Source organism: Macrococcoides caseolyticum, from assembly GCF_002902665.1.
Lineage (GTDB): Bacteria > Bacillota > Bacilli > Staphylococcales > Staphylococcaceae > Macrococcoides > Macrococcoides caseolyticum.
This window is the reverse complement of sequence record NZ_PPRM01000008.1, coordinates 1-17,103: the sequence shown is the minus strand read 5'-3', so window position 1 is coordinate 17,103 and position 17,103 is coordinate 1. Positions and strand designations below refer to the sequence as shown.

Genomic DNA, 17,103 nt, shown 5'->3' with positions numbered 1-17,103 from the left:
AAGGGGTTGAGACGATTCTTGTCTGAACCTCTTTTTTAAACGAATCCCTAAATGGAAATTATGAATAAAGGATTGAGAATATGTCTAAACCTACACCGATGATGACACAATATTTACAGATGAAGGAGCAGTATAAAGATTGTATCTTGTTCTTCAGGCTTGGTGATTTCTATGAAATGTTCTATGAAGATGCTGAATTAACAGCGAAAGAACTGGAGATTACGCTGACGCGCCGTGATAAAAAAAATAACATTCCAATGTGTGGGGTACCGCATCATTCAGCAAAAGTTTATATCGAACGTTTAATTGAAAAAGGTTATAAAGTAGCCATTGCTGAACAGATGGAAGATCCAAAACAAGTTAAAGGAATGGTGAAACGAGAAGTTGTTAAGATTATCACTCCTGGAACTGTTATGGATGATATGATCAGTGAAAACGAAAGCAACTATATTGCAAGTATTCATCATGAAGAGGGGTTTACCTTAGCGTATAGTGATGTATCTACCGGTGAGCTAAAAGTGACCCAATTAAATGAAGATGAAATGTTAAATGAGTTATCATCCGTAAATCCGAAAGAAATCATTACAAATATCGATTTGAATGAAGTATTAATCAATAAAATAAAAATGATTACGGATGTCATTTCAAGATTTGAAGTAAACGATACATTTAAACAGGCTGACGGTGTTGATCAATCATTGCAACCAGCAGTTAATTTATTATTATCTTATATCCAGTATACACAGATGCGTGCGCTTGCCCATATCGACGAAGCTGTATACTATGAACCTGTACACTATATGCGTCTTGATATGTATGCGAAACGTAATCTAGAACTTACTGAAAGTATTCGTCATAAAAATAAAAAGGGCACTTTACTATCAATATTTAATCAATGTAAAACACCGATGGGGAATCGTCTTGTTAAAGAATGGATCGAACGACCATTATTGAATCGGCAGGAGATCGAAGAGAGACATAACGGTGTCGAATTATTTAATGATAATTTCATTTTAAGACATCAACTGAGAGAGGCGTTAACACATGTTTATGATATTGAACGTTTAGCAGGACGTGTACAGTTTGGTAATGTCTCTGCTAAAGATCTTGTGCAGTTAAAATACTCATTAGAACAATTGCCTATGATACAATCACTTTTAAAAGAACACGATGAAGTGATTCGTACATTAGATAATATCGATGCATTACAACCATTATATGATATGTTAGAAGCGAGTCTATTGGACGAAGCACCGACTTCTATCAAAGACGGCGGCATCTTCAAAGATGGATTTAATGATGATGTTGATGAACTCAGATATGCCTCTAAAAACGGCAAGCAGTGGTTAAATGAACTTCAGGCAAAAGAACGTGAACGCACAGGTGTAAAGTCACTAAAGATTGGTTATAACAAAGTTTTCGGTTATTATATTGAAATATCTAAAGCCAATCTTGTTAATTTAGATGTTGATGCGTTCGGCTACACGAGAAAGCAGACTTTAAGCAATGCAGAACGCTTTATAACAGAGGAACTTAAAGAAAAAGAATCTTTAATTCTCGGTGCGGAAGAGAAGCTGATGAATCTTGAATATGAACTGTTTATTCAACTACGTGATTTTGTGAAGACATTTATATTAAATTTAAAGCAGCAGGCAAAAAATATCGCAGTGCTTGATTGCCTTCAAAATTTCAGTGAAGTGGCTACGAAACATCAATATATTAAGCCGATTATATCTAGCACTAAGGTATTGAACATAAAAGATGCAAGACATCCAGTGGTTGAAACAGTGATGGAACGTGATCAGTATGTTGCAAATGACTGCAAATTAGATGACCATACGTTTATTTATTTAATTACAGGCCCTAACATGAGCGGAAAAAGTACATATATGCGACAAGTCGCATTAATTAGTATCATGGCGCAGATGGGAGCATTTGTACCAGCTTCTTATGCTGAAGTTCCGATTTTTGATCAGATTTTTACGAGAATTGGCGCAGCAGATGATCTTGTATCAGGACAAAGTACCTTTATGGTAGAAATGCTAGAAGCAAAAAGTGCATTACAGAATGCGACAGAAAATAGTCTGATTATATTTGATGAAATTGGAAGAGGCACAAGTACATATGATGGTCTGTCATTAGCGCAATCGATGATTGAATACGTTCATAATAAGATTGGTGCAAAAACATTGTTTTCAACGCATTATCATGAACTTGTCGACCTTGAACAAACACTTGATGGGCTGAACAATATCCATGTTGCAGCAAAAGAATATAATGGCGAATTAATATTTCTGCACAAAGTGATGCCGGGTGCTGTCGCACATAGTTATGGTATTCATGTTGCTAAACTTGCACAGTTACCAGCTGAGATCATTGCACGTTCCAGTGAATTATTAGATGAATTTGAACACAATGAAAAAGTTAGAAAAGGAGATTCGAATAAGATAATTCAACCATCATTTAATTTGTTTGAAATAGAAAATGAGAATACTAATAAATATAATGCGAATCATGAGCATGATCTAATTATTCAGCAAATTAAAGATATCTCAATCGACGAGTTAACGCCGATTGAAGCGTTATTAAAATTACAGGAAATAAAATCCCGAATAAAGTAGGTGAAATACTTGGGAATCATTAAAACTTTAGATAGTACGATAAGCAATAAAATAGCAGCAGGTGAGGTGATAGAACGTCCACAATCTGTCGTTAAAGAACTCGTCGAAAACGCCATTGATGCAAAAAGTACAAGTATCACGATTGAAGTAGAAGAAGCGGGTTTATCAAAAATCAAAGTAACGGATAACGGATCTGGAATTTTAGAAGAAGATCTGGAGTTAATGTTCAGAAGACATGCGACGAGCAAAATAGAAAATGAGCACGATCTATTTCATATTCGTTCATTAGGATTTAGAGGAGAAGCATTAGCATCTATTGCTTCTGTCAGTAAAGTGCGCGTCACTACATGTCATGATGGGTCAATTGGCCGCCAAATTGATGTAATTGACGGAGAAACGGTGAACAAAACTCTGGCACAAGCACGTCAAGGAACAGAAATAACTGTTGAAAGTCTTTTCTATAACACGCCTGCTCGATTAAAATATGTAAAAAGTCTTCATACAGAGCTCGGAAAAATCACAGATATCATCAACCGATTTGTTATCAGCTTCCCATACATCAAATTTACTTTAGTAGCAGATGGCAGAGTACTTATAGCCTCAAATGGCAATGGTAAGATGCAGGAAGCGATGGCCGTTGTCTACGGGATGAAAATCGCACAGGACCTAGTTGAGGTCAACGGCCGAACAGGTGATTATGAAGTGCATGGTTTTATTGCCAAGCCAGAACATACAAGAAGTAACAGGCATTATATGTCTCTTTTTATCAACGGGCGTTATATCAAGAACTTTATGCTCACAAAAGCAATATTATCAGGCTATCATACGTTATTACCTGTTGGAAGGTATCCTATTCTTGCAATTAATATCGTTATGGACCCTGCATTAGTAGATGTGAATGTTCACCCGACAAAGCAAGAAGTAAGATTATCTAAAGAATCTCAGTTGATGGAGCTTATCGAGAGATTGATAAAAGAAAAGATCTGGAAACAGAATTTAATTCCAAAAGTAGAAAAGAAGAAGGCGCTTGAAACATTTCAGCAGCAAAAGTTTGAATATGATCTATTAAGAGAACATCGGGACAAGATAAAACAATCTGACTACAGTGAGCAGACAGCAGTAAATCAAATCGATGAAAACTTTAAAGAACAGCATAAAACAGCACAATTGGATAAACAAACAATTCCGGACGGTGAAAGCACCCAAAAAACGACAGGATTTATTAGTGATTCAGCAATAGAATTAGATACAACTTCAGAAATCTTACCAGAAAAAAATGAATCATCTGACGTAATTGAAAATATAAGTACTGATACATCTCGTGAAAAAAGAAAGATCCCTTACATGGAAATTGTCGGTCAAGTTCATGGCACTTATATCATTGCTCAAAATGAGGATGGCATGTTTATGATCGATCAGCACGCGGCACAAGAAAGAATTAAATATGAGTACTTCAAAAAACAAATTGGTGATGTAGGGCTGGAAATGCAGTCATTACTCATTCCGATCACTGTAACTTTAAGTAAAGATGAAGCAATAAACTTAAACAAAATCAATATACTGCTTAAAGATATTGGGATTCATCTTGAACATTTTGGAGGTAATGATTATATTATAAATGATATCCCTGTATGGTTCCCGGACAACTATGAAGAAACGGTACAGGAATTAATCGATTATGCGCTGCAGCACAGACAGATAGATTTGAATAAATTCCGTGAAGAGACTGCCATTATGATGAGCTGTAAAAAATCGATAAAAGCGAATCATTATTTAAGGATTACAGATATGAACTATTTACTGGAAGAACTTGCACATACTGTAGAACCATACACATGTCCGCATGGCAGACCTATCATCATTCAATTTACAACTTATGAACTTGAGAAACTATTTAAGAGGGTGATGTAATGATTTTACCGGCAATCCGTTCTATGAAAGATCTTGAAAAGTTTGTGGTGACCCAATACTCGACCTGTGTCATATTAGATATGCATATTGGTCATGTCAGTAATTATATTCAATTTCTAAATCAGCATCAGAAGTCAGCATTTATTCATATTGACTTGATTAAGGGTATGTCAACTGACGAATATGCCGCAGAGTATATTATACAGAGGTATAAAGTTGATGGCATTGTATCCACAAAACCCAAAATTATAAAAAGAGCGAAACAGCTTGGGGTTAAAACGATACTCAGAACGTTTATTATAGACTCAAATGCACTGAAAAAAAGTTATGAACTCATACAAAGTGCTGATCCTGATTTTGTCGAAGTACTGCCTGGTCTACTTTATAAGGCAATTGAAAATATTCACAAAGTAACCGGCAAGAAAATTATTGCAGGAGGCCTTATTGAATATCCAGAAGAAGTAGAGAAGGCATTAGCTGCAGGAGCTACATATGTGACAACAAGTAATAAGAAACTTTGGAAACATTGTGAAATAAAGTAATTGACAACGTTTACATTTTCGGTTATGATTGTGTTAAGTTAATATTTGGGACGAGTAGAAGAGACCTCTAATATAAAGTATTAGGGGTCTCTTCGTCTTTTTTTAACTTAACTAAACAAAGAGGAGTGGGTCTATGAATGCTTTTGTGGGAGAATTAATCGGTACTGCAATCTTAATTTTATTTGGTTGTGGTGTAAATGCGAACGTTAATTTAAAGGGGACGTACGCAAAAGGCAGTGACTGGATTGTTATCGCAGTAGGTTGGGGTCTTGCTGTGGTTATGGGTGTGTATGCAGTTGGATCAATTACTGGTGCGCATTTAAATCCAGCAGTTACAATAGGAATGGCAGTTGATGGGAGCCTTCCGTGGAATCAAGTCCTTCCGTATTTTGCAGGGCAGATGATTGGCGGGGTACTTGGAGCAGCATTAGTATGGTTCCAGTTTATGCCGCATTTTAAAGAAGAAGATGATGCAGGTACTAAACTTGGCGTATTTGCTACAGGACCAGCTTATCCTAACTATGTTTCTAACTTTGTATCGGAAATCATAGGAACTTCTATATTGGTTATGGCACTGTTATTCATTGGAGGAAATAAATTCTCTGAAGGGTTGAATCCTCTTGTAGTAGGGCTATTGATTATAGCCATCGGAGTAAGTTTAGGTGGAACAACTGGTTATGCAATCAATCCGGCACGTGACTGGGGTCCGCGTATCGCTCATACGATTCTACCGATACCAGGTAAAGGGTCTTCCAACTGGAAATATGCAGTGGTTCCAATGGTAGGTCCGATGGTAGGTGGTGTCTTCGGCGCTACATTATTCCATGTTTTATTTAAGGAAGATCAATATATGTTATTTGGTTTATCAATCGCATTAATTGTCGCTACATTAGTGCTTGGTGTATTCTTGAATAAAGCAGTGTTAAAGAATGAAAAAACTGACTTAATATAAAACAAAAGGGTGATGATTATGGAAAAATATATTTTATCAATTGATCAAGGGACAACAAGTACACGTGTAATCGTTTTTAATAAAGACGGAGAGATTAAAGGGGTATCTCAAAGAGAATTTACTCAGCATTTTCCAAAGGCAGGCTGGGTTGAACATGATGCCAATGAAATTTGGTCAACTGTATTATCATGTTTTGCGTCCGTTCTTACAGAATCGAATATTAGGCCTGATCAGATTGCGGGTATTGGTATCACAAATCAACGTGAAACAGCAGTCGTATGGGATAAGAATACAGAGCGTCCAATCTATAACGCAATCGTATGGCAGTCTCGTCAAACTCAGGAAATCTGTAATGATCTTAAAGATAAAGGATTGGAAGATGAATTTAGAGAGAAGACTGGCCTTTTACTCGATCCTTATTTTTCAGGTACAAAAGTTAAATGGATTCTTGATAATGTAGAAGGTGCTAGAGAAAAAGCTGAGAATGGTGATCTATTATTCGGTACGATTGATTCATGGCTCGTATGGAAACTTTCTGGATGTAAAGAGCATGTAACTGACTACTCAAATGCAAGTCGTACATTGATGTATAACATTCATGAATTGAAATGGGATGAACAGCTTCTTGAATATTTAACTGTACCTGCTTCAATGTTACCTGAAGTACGCCCATCAAGTGAAGTATATGGTAAAACAGCAAATCATCATTTCTTTGGTCATCAGATTCCGATTGCAGGTATTGCTGGTGATCAGCAGGCAGCGTTATTTGGGCAAGCATGCTTTGAGTCAGGAGAAGCTAAGAACACATACGGTACCGGCTGCTTTATGTTAATGAACACAGGTGAAAAAGCAGTTAAAAGTGAAAATGGCTTATTAACGACTTTAGCTTATGGTATTGATGGCAAAGTCAACTACGCACTTGAAGGATCCATCTTTGTTGCGGGAAGTGCAATTCAATGGTTACGTGATGGTATGCGTATGATTCAAAGTGCTCCTCAAAGTGAAGAGTACGCTACAAATGTTACAGATGCTGATGGTGTGTATGTCGTTCCTGCATTTGTTGGACTAGGTACACCTTACTGGGATTCTGAAGCACGTGGTGCAGTTTTCGGTTTAACGCGTGGTACACAAAAAGAACATTTTATTCGTGCGACACTTGAGTCACTTGCATATCAGACTCGTGATGTTCTTGATGCGATGGAAAAAGATTCAAAGATTGAAGTTAAAACATTAAGAGTTGATGGTGGAGCGGTCAAGAATGATTTCTTGATGCAGTTCCAGTCTGATATTTTAGATGTACCGGTAGAGCGACCTGAAATTAACGAGACAACTGCCTTAGGTGCAGCATACCTTGCGGGACTGGCAGTAGGTTACTGGAAATCGAAAGATGAAATTCGTAATCGCTGGAACCTTGAAAAGCAGTTCGATCCAAAAATGGATGAAACAAAAAGAGAAGATCTATATAAAGGCTGGCAGACAGCGGTTAAAGCTACACAAGTATTTAAAAAATAAGTTTTAATGGAGGAATAATAATGCAACTTTCAAGTCTGAATAGAAATCAAACATTGAACAAAATGAAGGAAGAATATTATGATATCGTAGTGGTTGGTGGAGGTATCACTGGTGCAGGTATCGCATTTGATGCAGCGCAGCGCGGTATGAAAGTCGCGCTCGTTGAAATGCAGGACTTTGCAAGCGGAACTTCTTCGCGTTCAACAAAGCTTGTTCATGGTGGATTACGTTACTTAAAACAGCTGCAAATTGGCGTTGTAAGTGAGACTGGGAAAGAAAGAGCGATTGTTTATGAAAATGGACCTCATGTAACGACACCAGAATGGATGCTCTTACCGATGCATAAAGGGGGTACGTTTGGACCAGCAACAACGTCTCTTGCATTAAAAGTATATGATTATTTAGCAGGTGTAAAGAAATCGGAAAGAAGAACAATGCTTTCTGCAAAAGAAACATTAGCAAAAGAACCTCTCGTAAAAGAAAGTGGCCTTAAGGGTGGGGGTTACTATGTTGAATATAAAACAGATGATGCGCGTATGACCATTGAAGTTATGAAACGTGCCGCAGAATTTGGTGCTGATATTTTAAACTATACAAAAGCAACCGGATTTACTTATGACAAGAAAAACAAGGTGAGTGGTATCGAGGCGGTTGATACAATCTCAAATACGAAGTTTAAAATTCAAGGGCGTAAAGTTGTCAATGCATCTGGGCCATGGGTTGATGAAGTGCGTGGAAAAGACTATTCGAAAAATAATAAGCAACTCCGCCTGACAAAAGGAATCCATCTTGTCTTTGACGAAAGCGTTTTTCCACTCAAACAGGCAGTTTACTTTGATACTGAAAGCGATAAACGCATGATTTTTGCTATTCCTCGCGACGGTAAAACGTATGTCGGTACTACGGATACATTCTATAATAACGATAAAACAAGTCCTAAAGTAACACAGGAAGATCGTGATTATATCATTGATGCAATCAACTATATGTTCCCGACTGTAAACGTTGCAGACGAGGATATTGAATCAACTTGGGCAGGTATTCGTCCTCTGATCTTAGAAAAAGGAAAAGATCCATCTGAAATTTCACGTAAGGATGAAATTTGGGAAGGTAAATCTGGCCTTCTGACGATTGCCGGTGGTAAATTAACAGGATATCGTCATATGGCTCAGGAAATCGTTGATTTAGTTGCAAAACGTTTAAAAGAAGAATATAAACTGAACTTTAAAGAAAGCAACACTAAGCATACAACAATTTCTGGTGGAGATGTAGGAGGCAGTACTAATTTTGAGCACTTTATTGAAAAGTCATTGAAACCTGAACTCTACAGTTATCTACCGGAAGAGGAACAAAAATTCCTGATTAAAAAGTATGGTTCAAATGTAGAGAAGTTATTTAACATTGCACATACGAAACATACTGCTGAAGTCAACGGCCTGCCTCTAACATATTATGCACAACTTGTATATTCAATTCAGGAAGAAATGGTGATCAAACCTACTGATTTCTTGACACGTAGAACTGGTGATCTATATTTCGATATTAAAAAAGTTGAACAATATAAGGAAGCGGTTATTGATACGATGGCTAATTTACTTAACTATGATAATGGTCAACGTACAGAATATGCACGTGAGCTTGAACAAAAGATCCATGAAGCAAAATCACCGTCTGTTCAAGTTTCAGTAGAATAAATTACGATGAAAAGCAATTATGATCTAAACCATCCAAATAATATTTGGATGGTTTTCCTATATTTTCAGATAATGATAGGGCTATGACGAAAACAAATTGTTTCGCTATAATAAAGATGAGGTGAAGAATGATGGAAATTACGAATAAGTTTATTACATTGAAGGATAACACACGGATTGCATTTAAACTTTATAGACACGAGGAAAGCAAGGGTGTCATTCAGATGCTTCACGGTATGGCCGAACATATGGAGCGTTATGATGCAGTGTGCAGATATTTCTGTGATATGGGGTATGATGTTCTGATACATGATCACAGAGGACATGGCAAGCATATTGAAGCTTCAGAACAAGGACATTTCCCCTCGATTGATACTTTGGTAGAGGATGCATATGAAATATTTGAAACATTCGATTTTAAAGGGGAATTTATTTTGTTCGGACATTCTATGGGAAGTATCGTCGCTAGAAAATATGTTATCCGTTACCCTGGTTTATTCGATAGACTTATATTGTCAGGTACTAGTTTCTACAATAAGAAATTTGAGGCAGCTTCGCTATTGCTTAAACCACTATTAAAGATACATCCACCCTATAAAAAACTAGATTTCGTCAATAAGTTGACTCTGAGCGATTTTAACCGTAAGTTCAGACCTTTACGTACAGAGAGTGACTGGATTAGTTTGAATGAGGATAATGTCGATGCGTTTGTCTCAGATCCCGCTGCAGGATTTAATATGTCGATAGGTGCTTTAAATTCAATCAACGAATCATTAAAGTTTACAAGCAGCAAGAAGAATGTTAAGCGCATGAACAAATCATTAAAGATTCTGCTTATTGCTGGTCAGGACGATCCGTTTTCTAATTTCGGGAAAGGGGTGGAAAAGACAGGTCAATTATATAAAAGATGTGGAATTAAACATGTCTTTATCCAGCTCTATGAAAATTCAAGACATGAGGTATTATTTGAAAAGAATCAAAAAGAAGTATTACAAAATATTAGAAAGTGGTTGAAGAATGAATAAAATTCCGTTAATCGTTATTGTGGGACCCACAGCTGTAGGTAAAACAGCATTAAGTATTGAAATAGCTAAAGCTGTTAATGGTGAAATTATTAGCGGGGATGCGATTCAGGTCTACCGAGGTATGGATATCGGTAGTGCAAAGATTACACAGGAAGAGATGGAAGGCATCCCACATCATCTGATTGATATTTTAAACCCAGATGAGGCATATTCAGCAGCACAGTTTAAAGTCCATGCTGAAAAGCTGATTGAAGACATATATAGCAGAGGAAAAACACCGATGATTGTCGGCGGAACGGGATTATATATACAAAGCGTACTATATGAATATGAATTTGTAGAAGAGGATCAAGCGCTGAAGAAAGAACTGATGGATCACTATGAAAGTCTGGATAAAGAGACGCTTTATCGTCTGTTGACTGAGAAGGATACAAAGGCTGCGTCTCAAATTCATATTAATAATAGACAGCGAGTGTTACGCGCGCTGACATATTATGAAATGCACCATAAATCTATCACTGATCAGAAGAAGAGTCATACATTAAGTTCTAAATACGATACATATATTATAGGGCTTAATATGCCGCGTCCAACACTATATGACAAAATCAACCGCCGTGTATTGCTTATGGTCGAACAAGGACTTGTTCAGGAAGTGGAGACATTGATAAGTAAGGGCTATAGACAGAGCCAAAGCATGACTGCAATAGGATATAAAGAGATGATTCCTTATATAGATGGAGAAGTTTCGTTGAATCAGGCGATAGAAAATTTACAGCAAAACTCCAGGAATTTTGCAAAACGTCAATTGACATGGTTCAATAATCAGATGACGATTGAATGGTTTGATACGTCTGAATTGACGATAGAATCAATCGTCGAACAAATTGCTGCAAACATACCGAGGGATGATAATGATGAATTCAGCTAACCTGCAGGACGCATTTTTAGATAATTCCAAAGAAATCAGCAAGAACTAACAGTATTTTCAACAAACGGGTTTCATATAGAAGGTGTAGTACTCAACTATGATGAATGTCATCCTGTTTAAAGCGATAAACACAATCTCATTTACAAGCATACTATCAGTACTTTTGCAGTGTAAATATGCTGTAAGTAATAAAGAACAATTCCTCTGAAAGGAATTGTTCTATTTTTATAGATATTTTTCTATATGCTTTTTCAATTGCTCGGGTGTAGTTGTAGGTGCAAAACGCGCAACAACGTTACCTTGTCTATCAACTAAAAATTTTGTGAAATTCCATTTGATCTTACTGCCCATGATCCCTTTTGTCTCTTCTTTTATATATTTAAACAGCGGGTGTGCGTTATCTCCATTCACTTCTATTTTTTCATGAATCGGGAACGTAACGCCATAGTTCAAACGACAATTCTGTTCAGCTTCAGCCCCACTTCCGGGTTCCTGGCCTCCAAATTGATTACAAGGGAATCCCAATACAGTAAACCCTTGTCCTTTATATTCCTGGTAGAGTTTTTCAAGTCCATCAAACTGTTTTGTAAATCCACATTCGCTCGCAGTATTAACAATTAGAACAACTTGATTTTTGTATTCTGCAAGTGAATATGATTCATGATTTGCTTTAGTAACCGTATATTCGTATATAGACATATAAACGCATCCTTTCTAAATATGTTAAAATGAAGTATCAAATAATTGAGGTGAAACTTTGAAAGATACACAAAAAGCGACTGAACGTGCTCTTATTATAGCAGTTCATCTAAAAAAGAACGATGATTTTAACTTCGGTGAATCGTTAGAGGAGATTAAATCATTGTGCCATACAGCCGGCATTGAAGTTACCGAAGTTGTTATTCAAAATAAAGATAGAGTTGATAATAGTTATTACATAGGTAAAGGAAAGCTAGAAGAAATAGTGGAACTAAAGGAACGAGAAGATATAGCATTTGATATGGTTGTTGTTAATAATGAGCTCACAACAAGTCAATCGAAACATTTAAATGAAGTGCTTGACTGTAAAATAATAGACCGTACTCAGCTTATACTGGATATCTTTGCACAACGTGCAAAAAGTCGAGAAGGTAAACTACAGGTGGAGCTTGCTCAGCTCGAGTATTTATTGCCAAGATTATCTGGACACGGACTAAGTTTATCAAGACTTGGTGGTGGTATCGGGACACGTGGGCCTGGTGAAACGAAACTAGAAATGAATAGGCGACATATCAGAAGCAGAATTCATGATATCAAGCTACAACTCGAAACAATTAAACAACATCGACAGCGTTATAGAGAAAACCGAAAAAAGAGAAATATATTCCAGGTTGCGCTAGTTGGCTATACGAATGCAGGCAAATCGACGTGGTTTAATGCACTTTCAGACAGTGACACATATATGGAAGATTTACTGTTTGCGACGCTTGACCCGAAGAGTAAGATGATGAAGCTGCATGAAGGTTATCCAGTACTATTAAGTGATACCGTCGGTTTTATACAGCAGTTGCCGACTCATTTAATCGAAGCATTCAGTTCGACATTAGAAGAGGCGAAGTATGCAGATATTCTTATTCATGTCGTTGATAGAAGTCATCCAAACTATATGAATCATATCGATACAGTCATTGCTCTGTTAAAGGAGCTAGATATGGATACAATTCCGGTACTTACGCTTTTAAATAAAAAAGATAAGCTTGAATCCTTTGTCACAGCTGCAGGGAAAGATGAATTGCTTGTATCAGTATTTGATAAACAAGATAAGATACATATACAAAACAAACTTATTGATATGATGCAACGTAATATGTCAAAATACGCAATTGAAGTTGACAAGGATGCCGGACAGATAATCGCTTTCTTAAAGGAACATACACTAGTTTCAGCAATAAATTTTAATGAAGACAAAGATAAATATGAAATATACGGCTATGAACATCGTCATGAAGGTATATTAAATAAGCTATTAAGTAATGAACAGATAAAGAGGTTATAATACTATGAAAATTACGAAGTATGAACAGCTCCAGCAATTAATCGAGGACAATGAAAGCAAAATCACGCCGATATTTAAAAGGATAGAATCTATCGCCCTTTATAATCAAAAAAAAGTAATAGATGCATTTAATGATATAAAAATTACAGACGCTGATCTTGGCGGTACGAATGGCTATGGCTATGATGATAGCGGGCGAGATAACTTAGAAGCGGTATATGCACACGTTTTTAAGACAGAGGATGCCATCGTTCGTCCACAAGTCATCAGCGGGACGCATGCAATAACGCTTGCGTTAAGCGCTAACTTGCAATTCGGGGACGAATTACTCTACATAACGGGTCAACCCTATGACACGCTTTTAGAAGTTATCGGTATTACAGGTAACGGTATCGGTTCATTGATTGAAAATGGTGTTGCCTATAAGGATATCGATTTGGTCAACGATGAAATCGATATCGAAAATGTCCTAGAATCTATAACATCAAAAACGAAAGTGATAGGCATTCAGCGCTCTAAAGGGTACAGCTCACGTAAATCGTTGACAATTAAACAGATAGGTGAGGCAATATCAGCGATAAAAGATAAATATCCTGATGTTATTGTATTTGTCGATAATTGTTATGGTGAATTCACAGAAGTTCAGGAACCGTCAGAAGTGGGTGCGGATTTAATTGCTGGCTCTCTCATTAAGAATCCAGGAGGTGGACTGTGTAAAATTGGTGGTTATATTGCAGGACGTAAAGATCTGATTGAGCGTGTTGGATATCGTCTTACAGCACCAGGTATCGGCAAAGAAGCAGGTGCTTCACTTTACAGTCTGCATGAAATGTATCAAGGGTTTTTCCTGAGCCCGCATGTTGTGAGTCAGGCACTAAAAGGCGCAGTATTTACTAGTGCGATGCTTGGGTCTTTGAATCTGAATACAACGCCACTCTGGAATGATGAGCGAACAGACCTCATTCAATCAGTCATCTTCAATGATAAAGAAAAGATGATTGCATTTACACAGGCTATTCAGATGGCATCTCCTATAAATTCACAGTATTTACCGATGCCGGCATACATGCCTGGCTATACGGATGATGTTATTATGGCAGCAGGTACATTTATACAAGGCGCATCACTTGAACTTACAGCAGACGGTCCGATACGTTCACCGTACGAGGTTTATGTTCAAGGCGGATTAACTTATGAACACGTTAAACTCGCAATAATTAAAGCGATTGAAATACTGACTGAAAAAGAAATTATAACGTTATAACAAATCTATGTAAGGTTTCCTTACATGGATTTGTTTTTTATAAAAAAATATGATAAATTACAACTATGTTCGAAAGGGTGTTGAAGATGCGTGATGCAATAAGAAGAAATATGCTGGTGTTTCCAATGAGTGTCGTTATGAAATTAACAGAGCTTTCTGCAAGGCAAATTAGATACTATGAATCACAGTCGTTGATTACACCTGAACGAACAAGTGGGAACCAAAGACTATTTTCAATGAACGATCTGGATTTATTACTTGATATTAAACTACTTTTAGAAAAAGGATTTAATATGAAGCGTATTAAATCGATTATCAATGAGGAGAAGTCACAACAACCCACATTTGAGATTAAAGAATCTCTTGATTACGAAGTTTCAAGGCTCGACCGTAGTAAAATCCCTATTAATCGTGGGGATCTGTCAAGATTTTTTAAATAAACAACTGGAGGATATTATGGCGAAATTTACAAGAGAAGACATCATCAAGTTAGCAGAGGAATCAAACGTACGTTATTTAAGACTACAATTTTCTGATATTCTAGGAACAATTAAAAACGTAGAGGTACCCATCAGCCAGTTAGAGAAAGTACTAGACAATGAAATGATGTTTGATGGTTCATCAATCGAAGGGTTTGTACGTATCGAAGAATCAGATATGAAATTACATCCAGACTTAGACACATGGGTTATTTTCCCTTGGACTTCAGACAAAGGTAAAGTCGCACGTTTAATCTGTGATGTGTATAAGCCAGACGGCACACCATTCTCAGGAGATCCACGTAGTAACTTAAAACGTGTATTGAAAGAAATGGAAGCTTTAGGATTTACAGACTTTAACTTAGGACCAGAACCAGAATTCTTCTTATTCAAATTAGATGAAAAAGGGGAACCAACACTTGAATTAAATGATAATGGTGGATACTTCGATTTAGCGCCTACAGATTTAGGTGAGAACTGTCGTCGAGACATCGTTTTAGAACTTGAAGACATGGGCTTTGATATAGAAGCAAGTCACCACGAAGTAGCGCCAGGTCAGCACGAAATCGACTTTAAATATGCAGATGCAGTTACTGCATGTGATAACATTCAAACATTCAAATTAGTTGTTAAGACAATTGCGCGTAAACATAATCTTCATGCAACATTTATGCCTAAACCATTATATGGTGTAAATGGTTCAGGTATGCACTTTAACGTTTCGTTATTCAAAGGGCCGAAAGAAAATGCGTTCTATGATCCGAACGGAGAAATGGAATTATCTGAAGATGCGCGTCACTTTATCGCAGGAGTTCTTAAACATGCAAGAGGATTTACTGCAGTGTGTAACCCATTAGTAAACTCTTACAAACGTTTAGTACCTGGTTATGAAGCACCAGTTTATATCGCATGGAGTGGCCAAAACCGTTCGCCATTAATTCGTATTCCTTCATCACGTGGACTATCTACGCGTGTAGAAGTACGTTCAGTTGATCCATCTGCTAACCCATATATGGCATTAGCAACGATTCTTCAAGCAGGATTAGATGGCATCAAGAATAAATTAGCTTGTCCAGCACCAGTTGATCAGAATATTTATGAAATGAATCGTGAAGAACGTGAATCTGTTGGTGTAGAAGACTTACCATCAACACTTTACACGGCAATCAAAGCGATGAAAGAAGACGATATTTTAAAAGAAGCACTGGGTGACCACATCTATCGTGCATTCATCCATTCAAAAAATATTGAATGGGACATGTACCGTATGCAAGTGTCTGAGTGGGAACGTGACCAATATATGAAACAGTATTAATAGAAGTAGGGTGCATATTACTTATTAAATCAAAGACAAATAGAATTTATCTAGTAAATGCCAGGTATTAAACAAAATGAATATATAATCAAAATCAAATATCTAAAAAGGGAGAGAATCTAGTATTCTCTCCCTTTTTAAATGGAATCAATATTTCAAAGATCGTGTAAGTTCTGATATTATAGGATAAATGTTCTATAATAAAGGTTTGATTAAAGTGTAATGGATGATAAGAATATTGTAAAAGAATCATAAGTGATATTAAGTCTTATTGATAATCCTGAATCTGTAGCTATATTTGAGTATTCAATTCCGGAGTCCAAATTAATGTAAACAAGAATACCGTCCTCTAAATCAATTATTGTGAAAGATAAGTCTGGTTCTGTAAAATATAGAAAGTTGAGAGTATTTTCAAGTTTATATGTATTCATTAAAAGTATATCTTCTTCGAATAACGCGATTTCTTTTGAAACATTCTTATTGTCATAACTTATTATCAAGTTATATACAGTACATACATCTCTTTCTTCCTTTTTCACTAATATAAGAGCTATATTATTTTCTTTATAGTCTCTATCTTTAAGTACGAACTTTTTTTCCATATTTTTGTGTCCTTTTATACATTCTTTTTTTGTATATATGAAGTTACGACAGGATTATTTTTTACTACTAATATTGTACTTGTCGCTTTATTTTATAGAATTTTAGCACCTATATTTCTACCTGTGTATTTGACTAAATAAAACTCCTATTAATTTTATACAATTATAATATAGTTTAACATAATTTGCTAAAATGGTATAAAATAGGTTTATTGTCATG

Annotated in this window: 14 protein-coding genes; 12 read left to right on the top strand and 2 right to left on the bottom strand. The window is 36.4% G+C overall.

All coding sequences use genetic code 11. The features are described 5' to 3' along the window. Positions 1 to 80 precede the first annotated feature (80 nt). The 8 genes from mutS to miaA all read left to right on the top strand — a co-directional run bounded on the left by mutS (position 81) and on the right by miaA (position 11,188). Complete coding sequence (mutS, locus tag CD152_RS01660; protein ID WP_101140634.1) at positions 81 to 2,621, top strand: DNA mismatch repair protein MutS; 2,541 nt, start codon at positions 81 to 83, stop codon at positions 2,619 to 2,621. A 9-nt stretch (positions 2,622 to 2,630) separates the two neighbouring features. After that, positions 2,631 to 4,532, top strand: coding sequence for a DNA mismatch repair endonuclease MutL (gene mutL / locus CD152_RS01655; RefSeq protein WP_101140633.1), 1,902 nt, complete (start codon positions 2,631 to 2,633; stop codon positions 4,530 to 4,532). Then, positions 4,532 to 5,074: a glycerol-3-phosphate responsive antiterminator gene (locus tag CD152_RS01650; protein WP_101140632.1), complete on the top strand. Its 543-nt coding sequence runs from the start codon at positions 4,532 to 4,534 to the stop codon at positions 5,072 to 5,074. The genes mutL and CD152_RS01650 overlap by 1 nt, the downstream gene beginning before the upstream one ends. 133 nt (positions 5,075 to 5,207) lie before the next feature. Continuing rightward, positions 5,208 to 6,026, top strand: coding sequence for an MIP/aquaporin family protein (locus CD152_RS01645; protein WP_012656798.1), 819 nt, complete (start codon positions 5,208 to 5,210; stop codon positions 6,024 to 6,026). An 18-nt stretch (positions 6,027 to 6,044) separates the two neighbouring features. Then, positions 6,045 to 7,538 carry a glycerol kinase GlpK gene (glpK, locus tag CD152_RS01640; RefSeq protein ID WP_012656799.1) on the top strand — a complete coding sequence of 498 codons (1,494 nt, stop codon included), beginning with the start codon at positions 6,045 to 6,047 and terminating at the stop codon, positions 7,536 to 7,538. 20 nt (positions 7,539 to 7,558) lie between these two features. Then, positions 7,559 to 9,232: a glycerol-3-phosphate dehydrogenase/oxidase gene (locus CD152_RS01635; protein ID WP_103214283.1), complete on the top strand. Its 1,674-nt coding sequence runs from the start codon at positions 7,559 to 7,561 to the stop codon at positions 9,230 to 9,232. A 128-nt stretch (positions 9,233 to 9,360) separates the two neighbouring features. Next, on the top strand, positions 9,361 to 10,257 hold the full coding sequence (locus tag CD152_RS01630; protein WP_012656801.1) for an alpha/beta fold hydrolase: 897 nt from the start codon (positions 9,361 to 9,363) through the stop codon (positions 10,255 to 10,257). Then, positions 10,250 to 11,188, top strand: coding sequence for a tRNA (adenosine(37)-N6)-dimethylallyltransferase MiaA (miaA, locus tag CD152_RS01625; protein ID WP_103214282.1), 939 nt, complete (start codon positions 10,250 to 10,252; stop codon positions 11,186 to 11,188). The genes CD152_RS01630 and miaA overlap by 8 nt, the downstream gene beginning before the upstream one ends. Before the next feature lie 225 nt (positions 11,189 to 11,413). Here the strand turns inward: miaA and CD152_RS01620 are convergent, their stop codons facing one another. Beyond that, positions 11,414 to 11,887 (bottom strand): glutathione peroxidase, encoded by a 474-nt coding sequence (locus tag CD152_RS01620; protein ID WP_012656803.1) that lies wholly within the window; start codon positions 11,885 to 11,887, stop codon positions 11,414 to 11,416. Between the two features lie 58 nt (positions 11,888 to 11,945). Here CD152_RS01620 and hflX point away from each other — a divergent pair, with 58 nt between their 5' ends. From hflX to glnA, 4 genes are all read left to right on the top strand, one after another. Then, positions 11,946 to 13,223 (top strand): GTPase HflX, encoded by a 1,278-nt coding sequence (gene hflX, locus CD152_RS01615; protein WP_012656804.1) that lies wholly within the window; start codon positions 11,946 to 11,948, stop codon positions 13,221 to 13,223. Between the two features lie 4 nt (positions 13,224 to 13,227). Continuing rightward, positions 13,228 to 14,487, top strand: coding sequence for a methionine gamma-lyase family protein (locus CD152_RS01610; RefSeq protein WP_086038597.1), 1,260 nt, complete (start codon positions 13,228 to 13,230; stop codon positions 14,485 to 14,487). Positions 14,488 to 14,573: 86 nt separating this feature from the next. After that, complete coding sequence (locus CD152_RS01605) at positions 14,574 to 14,927, top strand: MerR family transcriptional regulator (RefSeq protein ID WP_169926145.1); 354 nt, start codon at positions 14,574 to 14,576, stop codon at positions 14,925 to 14,927. 16 nt (positions 14,928 to 14,943) lie between these two features. Then, positions 14,944 to 16,281 carry a type I glutamate--ammonia ligase gene (glnA, locus tag CD152_RS01600; protein WP_101140625.1) on the top strand — a complete coding sequence of 446 codons (1,338 nt, stop codon included), beginning with the start codon at positions 14,944 to 14,946 and terminating at the stop codon, positions 16,279 to 16,281. Between the two features lie 212 nt (positions 16,282 to 16,493). On the opposite strand, the gene CD152_RS01595 is transcribed toward glnA, so the two are convergent. Continuing rightward, complete coding sequence (locus CD152_RS01595; protein WP_101140624.1) at positions 16,494 to 16,883, bottom strand: hypothetical protein; 390 nt, start codon at positions 16,881 to 16,883, stop codon at positions 16,494 to 16,496. Between the last annotated feature and the right edge of the window lie 220 nt (positions 16,884 to 17,103).